The organism is uncultured Jatrophihabitans sp. (genome assembly GCF_964246335.1).
Lineage (GTDB): Bacteria > Actinomycetota > Actinomycetes > Mycobacteriales > Jatrophihabitantaceae > Jatrophihabitans.
The window spans coordinates 1-5626 of sequence record NZ_CAXTQF010000111.1; the positions used below are offsets into that span (position 1 = coordinate 1).

Annotated in this window: 6 protein-coding genes and 1 tRNA gene; 1 reads left to right on the forward strand and 6 read right to left on the reverse strand. The window is 71.7% G+C overall.

Features of this window, described 5'->3' with window-relative positions:
- Positions 1-58: 58 nt before the first annotated feature.
- A tRNA-Ala gene (locus ACFFCN_RS18265) sits at positions 59-131 on the reverse strand.
- A gap of 181 nt (positions 132-312) precedes the next feature.
- Between ACFFCN_RS18265 and ACFFCN_RS18270 the strand changes: the two genes are divergently transcribed.
- Positions 313-591 (forward strand): HU family DNA-binding protein, encoded by a 279-nt coding sequence (locus ACFFCN_RS18270; RefSeq protein ID WP_375493991.1) that lies wholly within the window; start codon positions 313-315, stop codon positions 589-591.
- A gap of 210 nt (positions 592-801) precedes the next feature.
- Here the strand turns inward: ACFFCN_RS18270 and ACFFCN_RS18275 are convergent, their stop codons facing one another.
- From ACFFCN_RS18275 to ACFFCN_RS18295, 5 genes are all read right to left on the reverse strand, one after another.
- Positions 802-2175 carry a MauE/DoxX family redox-associated membrane protein gene (locus tag ACFFCN_RS18275; RefSeq protein ID WP_375493993.1) on the reverse strand — a complete coding sequence of 458 codons (1374 nt, stop codon included), beginning with the start codon at positions 2173-2175 and terminating at the stop codon, positions 802-804.
- A gap of 54 nt (positions 2176-2229) precedes the next feature.
- Entirely contained in the window at positions 2230-2880 is a 651-nt protein-coding gene (locus ACFFCN_RS18280; RefSeq protein ID WP_375493994.1) for an SCO family protein, read from the reverse strand.
- Positions 2877-3422, reverse strand: coding sequence for a copper chaperone PCu(A)C (locus ACFFCN_RS18285; RefSeq protein ID WP_375493995.1), 546 nt, complete (start codon positions 3420-3422; stop codon positions 2877-2879). The genes ACFFCN_RS18280 and ACFFCN_RS18285 overlap by 4 nt, the downstream gene beginning before the upstream one ends.
- On the reverse strand, positions 3419-4105 hold the full coding sequence (locus tag ACFFCN_RS18290; RefSeq protein WP_375493997.1) for a YcnI family protein: 687 nt from the start codon (positions 4103-4105) through the stop codon (positions 3419-3421). The genes ACFFCN_RS18285 and ACFFCN_RS18290 overlap by 4 nt, the downstream gene beginning before the upstream one ends.
- Before the next feature lie 33 nt (positions 4106-4138).
- The coding region (locus ACFFCN_RS18295; protein ID WP_375493999.1) for a CopD family protein at positions 4139-5626 on the reverse strand (1488 nt) is incomplete at its 5' end.

The window sequence follows — 5626 nt, forward strand, 5'->3', positions numbered from 1 at the left end:
GAACAGCCCGACCCCTGAGGGTTCAGGCTGTCCGCGATGTCTTGAGAGATCACATGGGTGGAGCTGAGGGGACTCGAACCCCTGACCCCCACACTGCCAGTGTGGTGCGCTACCAGCTGCGCCACAGCCCCGTTCGCCGCGGCTCGAGGCTGCGGCGGAACGCCACGACACTACACGTGCGCGCAGCGCCGAGATCGGCCGCATCCGCGCGATGCGCGACACGCCCACCCGCTGCACCCCCCGGATTACGGGGTTTTCAGGTGCAACCGCGATACTAGGGTCCGCAAGACACCAACGATCAGAGGAGACCTCGTGAACCGCAAGGAACTGGTGACCGCAGTCGCCGACGGTGCAGACCTCGAGCAGAAGACGGTCGACGCCGTGCTGCGCTCGCTCCAGGCCACGCTCGAGAGCGCTGCCGCCAAGGGCGACAAGGTCAGCGTTCCCGGCTTCTTCGCGCTCTCGGTCGGCAAGCGTGCCGCCCGCGAAGGCCGCAACCCTGCCACCGGCGCCACCATCCAGATCCCGGCCGCCAACACGGTGAAGCTCACCGCCGGCAGCTCGCTGAAGGATGCCGCGAACAAGAAGTAGGCGCACCACAAACGACGAAGCCGGCCCTCGCGCGAACAGCGCGTGGGCCGGCTTTTCGTGTCCGACGGGTGAGCCGCCGCGCGGTGCACGCCGCTGATCAACAGCAGCTTCCGGTCGTCCCAGCGACCATCACCGCCTGTTGATCACCGGGAGGTTTTGCGGGTCAGCGGGAGGTTTGGCGGGTCAGCGAGCGGGCAGCGCGGGAGAGCGTCAGCCGGAGGACTTGGCGCCCGACGGCTTGGCCGCGGCCGGGGACGACTTGGCTGGGGACGTCGCCGGCGTCGACGCAGGAGTCGACGCAGGAGTCTTCGGCGACGGCGTGGGCGACGGGTCCGGCGCCGGGCCGTTCTTCGCCGCGGCAGCAACAGCCTTGTTCAGCGCCGCCAGCGTGTTGCCGATCTTCTTGCCGTTGACCTTGACGGTCGGCGTGCCGCTGACGCCGCCCTCGCTGGCCCGGTCGGTCTGCGCAGCAACCAGTGCCTTGTGCGTCTGCGACGACACGCACGAGTCGAAGGTGGTCGCGGCGCTGCCGGTGATGCCGACGGCCTTGCCGTAGGTCTGTAGATCGGCGTCCGGGCGGCCGTAGGAGTTTTCCGCCGGCTGCACCTTCTTGCCCTTGTAGTCGCCGTAGAGCAGCGTGTAGTAGCGGAAGTAGTCGTCGACTGAGACGTCGGACGCGCACATGGCGGCGTTGGCCGCGCGGGTCGAGTACTTGTTGCCGTTGGACGACGCGTCCAGGAACGCGATCATGTGGATGCGCAGCTGCGCTTTGTTGGCCTTGACGTCCGCGGCGATCGTCTTGCCGGCCGAGGCCTCGTACGCCTCGCAGACCGGGCACTGGAAGTCCTCGTACAGATCAATGGTGGCCGCGGCCTTCTTGCCATAGACCACGCCGTTCGCGACGGTCGCGTTCTTCGCGGTCAACGTACCGGCGATCTTCGACCGGCCGGACTGCACGCCGACGCCGATCAGCACGATCAGGACGGTGAGCGCAGCGAGCGAGGCCGTCACCCATGCGGTGCGCGAGCGGGCCGCCTTGCGCCGCTGCTCGAGCATCACGTTGTACTTGCGCCGGCCCTGGTCGGTGCGCATCCGCTTGGCCGACGGCGGCTCGACGTGGTCGTTGCGGGCGAGGTACTCGTCCAGCGAGAACCGGGTCGCCGCCCACACCACGAGATATGCGGCGAGCACCAGCAGCCCGATGTCACGCAGGATGTCCCACGCGTAGTTGGTGGAGCCCTGCGTCGCGCCGCCGCCGCCGAAGCAGCCGCACTCGAGCTGGATGCCGCGCGCGGCCGCCTGCACCAGCCCGATGAGGAACACCAGGAACAGCACGCCGGCCACCGCGGCGACGATCCGGGTGAGGATGCCGAGCACCAGCATCACGCCGACCACCAGCTCGAGCACCGGCAGCCCGTAGGCGATCGCCTTGGACAGCCACTCCGGCGTCGCGTCGTAGGCGCGCACCGCCAGCAGGAACGTGCGCGGGTTGGCGAGCTTGGACAGCGACGCCCAGATCCACACCGCGCCGAGGAACAGCCGGATGACCGTGCCCACCCACGGCCGCGCCTGCGGCCACGTCATGATCGCTTCTCCGTCACGGACGACGATTGTGCCGCAGCCGGCTCAGCGCGCATCTCAGGTCGTGCCCTTGGCGACCAACGGGAGGTCGTGCGCGATCTGCTGCTGCTCGTTGGAGCTCTCCAGGAACGTGACGTGCGCGAGGTCGTCCGGGCCGTAGAGCAGCGTCTGCGCGGAGTGCGTCTGGCCGCCGTCCTCGGCCACCGTGACGTGCGCGGCGGCCTGCGCGGCGTCGATCTCGGCCTGCGTGCCGCGCAGCCCCACCCAGTGCCCCGGCGCGTGGCCGCGCAGCGTGCCCAGCCACTGCGCGATGACCGGTCCGGTGTCGTGCTGGACGTCGGTGCTGACGAACACGACCCACGTCTGCTTGGCGACGGCCGGCGAGACCTTGCTCAACGCGAGCCGGATGTCGGCCATCGTCTCCGGGCAGACGTCCGGGCACTGCGTGTACCCGAAGTAGAGCATCGTCGGCTGCTTGGCCGTTTGCTGACCGAAGGAGAACGGCTTGCCCGCGGTGTCGGTGAGCGTGAACTGCGGCCGCGGCTGGCCCGGGTCCAGCCCGGCGCCGAGGAACGTCCCGCCGCTGTTGTCGTTGAGGTCCGAGCCCTTCGGGCGCGACGCGGGGTGCGACCCGCTCGACGAGCAGCCCCCCAGCACGAGAGCGAGCGCGACGAGGGCGGTGAGCACGGCGGTGATGCGGCGGTTCACGAGTGGGCTCCAGACATGGCGGGCATCGGCGCGGACGCTGCGGGTGCCGATGCAGTTGGTGCGGGGGCGCCGACGGCGATCACCGGCGCGACGACGTCGACGGTGCCGGCGGTGCGGAAGTCGAGGTCGATGTTGACGTGGTCGCCGACGTGCAGCGGCGCGACGAGCTGCGAGATCATCAGGTGGCTCTGCCCGGTGGTCAGCACGAAGTCGCCGTGCGCGGGGACGGTGACGCCGCCCGTCATCGCGTGCATAGCACCGCTCCTGTCCATGACGTGCAGCTGCGCGGACAGCCCCGCACCCGTGCTGACGCCCTCGAGCACGTCCGGCCGGTTGGTGCCGTTGCGGACGGTGAAGTAGCCGGCAGCCACCTGCGTCGGCGGCACCGGCTCGCGCACGTACGCACCGGTGACCGCGAGCTGGCCCGGCGTGCTGTGCGCCGGCGCCGCGCTCGACTCCGGCACGGCGGCGCGCACCAGCCCGGCCGCGCCCAGCGCCAGCACGAGCACGCCCGCGGCGACGCCCGGCCACGGCACCCTCACGACGCCGCCCCACGGCGCCGGCGCGACGTCAGAACTGCCAGGCCGAGGGCGGCCGCGGCCAGCACCAGCGCGACGATCGAGAGCACCACCGGTCCAGTGTCACTCGCCGCCGCCTGCGGCTTCGCAGCGGTGACCCGCGGGCCGTCCCCCGCCGCCAGCGTCAGCACCGGCGCAGGGTTCTCCGGCTCGGCGCTCGAGCCGGGAGCCGGCGTCTCGATCCAGCGGACCACGCTGCCGTCGCTGTAGGTCTGCAGCGCCCGGAAGGTGATCGACGACGCATCGGGGAGCTGGCCGGCGATGACGGTAAACGCGCCGAACTCCCCCGGCCTGAGCGCGTGCCCGGGCTGCGCGGTCCAGGTGATCTGCGTGACGGCGCTGGTGATGTCGCCGTCGTCGGTCTTGATCGGCTGCGCGAGTCTCGACGTCCTCTGTACGTGCGTCCAACCGGGCAGTGGCTCGACGAGCACCGACGCGATCGGCGTGCTCGTCGGCAGCACGACGGTCAGCGCGGTGGTGTCGGCCTGCTTCTCCACCGGCACTCGGAAAGTGATCTCCTGGTCGCTGCCGCCGCGCTGGGCGCCGGGCGCGGTGACCGTGACGTGCGCGTCGGCGCTCGCGGCGAACGCGAGCGCGGCGACTGCCGCTGCCAGGAGGAGCAGCGCGACTGTGCGGATGCGGTGCATGGGTGCCTTTCCGTGCAGATTTCCGTGCGGATTTCAGTGCAGGTCGACGACGGTGTCCGTGGTGACGGCGTCGTATTGGCCGGACGTCAAAGTGAGGTCGATCTCCCACGCCCCGGCGACGGGCAGCGACGCCCGGCCGGACCACGACGTGCCGGTGCGGCGCAGCGGCACGGTGATCGGGCCGAGCTGCCGGGCGTGCTGCGTCGCGGTGGCGGTGACCGACTCGGTGGTGGTGTCGGGTGTGACGGTCAGGTCGACGGCGCCGTGCGTGCCGGGATCGACGGTGACGCTGACGTGCTTGCCGTTGCCGAGCGGCGCAGTCCTGGTGATCGGCTGCCGGTAGTCGGCAGCGAGCGCCTCCTTGCCGCGCGGCTGCCCGACGAGCACCGCCGTCATCAGCAGTACCGCGACGCCGATCATCGCTTCGACGTAGACGGCCCGGCGCAGCCGCTCGGTGGACACGTCGGCGTCCGGGTCGGCTGCGGACTCGACCGGCTCGGCGGCGGCGGTGGCCGTCATCGCGTACGCGACGGCGCGGCCGCGCACGAGGCGGCGGGACAGGTTGGCCACCGCGAGGATGCCGATGAACAGCACGATCTTGACGACGACGAGCACCCCGTAGTCAGTGGTGAAGATCGCGTGGACGGTGCCGATGCCGCGCCAGGCGGCGTAGGTGCCGCTGCCGGCCAGCACGACGACGGCCACGAACGCGGTGCGGGAGAAGACGGGCAGCACGCCGCGCAGCTCGGCGTCGTCGCGGCGCGGGAGCAGGGCGCCCACCAGCATGATCAGGCCACCGAGCCAGACGGCCATCGCGCCGATGTGCAGGACGTCCAGGACGAGGGAGATCCACGCGGGGCTCGTGGTGGCCGCGTGCCCGGAGCCGGAGAAGGTCGCGAGCACGCCGACGCCGAGCACGCCGGCGAGCACGTCTCGCCGCGCCGGTTCGGCGCGCGGTTGCAGCGCGGCGGCGAGCAGCGGCGCGAGCAGGCCGAGGAGCACCAGCCGCACGCAGTGCAGCACGCCGTAGTCGATGTGCAGCGTGGCGTCGAGCAGCGACGGGTCGGTGATCCTGCCCAGCCCGTCCCCCGCCGAGTACGGCCCCTGCACGAGCAGCTCGAGCAGCGCGCCGACCGTCGCTGCCGCCCAGCCCGTCCACACCAGCCGGCGCGCGCGGCGCTCGTCGCGCCCGGCCGCCCAGACCGTCAGCAGCAGCCACGCCCCGCCGAGCAGTGCGACGCCGCCGTAGGAGATCCACCGCGAGACGTCCAACGCCGCGCCGGTGAGGACGTCGTCGTTGCCCGTCATCCCGGCGTTGGTGCGTACCAGCGCCCCGTTGCCGACGACGAAGCTGACGGTGCCGGCGACGGGGTGCGAGTCGGCGGAGATCACCCGGTAGCTCGCGGTGTAGCTGCCGTCGCCGAGCCCGGTACGCAGCGTGTCCGCGACCTTCGCGGCGTCCCCGCCCGGGTGGTCGTCGGCTACCAGCCGGGCAGCGCCTCGGCGGGCACGCAGGAGCGG

Bases quoted from the DNA above. Each gene is read 5' to 3' on its own strand.
- ACFFCN_RS18275 (WP_375493993.1), bottom strand. From the start codon at position 2,175: ATGACGTGGCCGCAGGCGCGGCCGTGGGTGGGCACGGTCATCCGGCTG.
- ACFFCN_RS18290 (WP_375493997.1), bottom strand. From the start codon at position 4,105: ATGCACCGCATCCGCACAGTCGCGCTGCTCCTCCTGGCAGCGGCAGTC.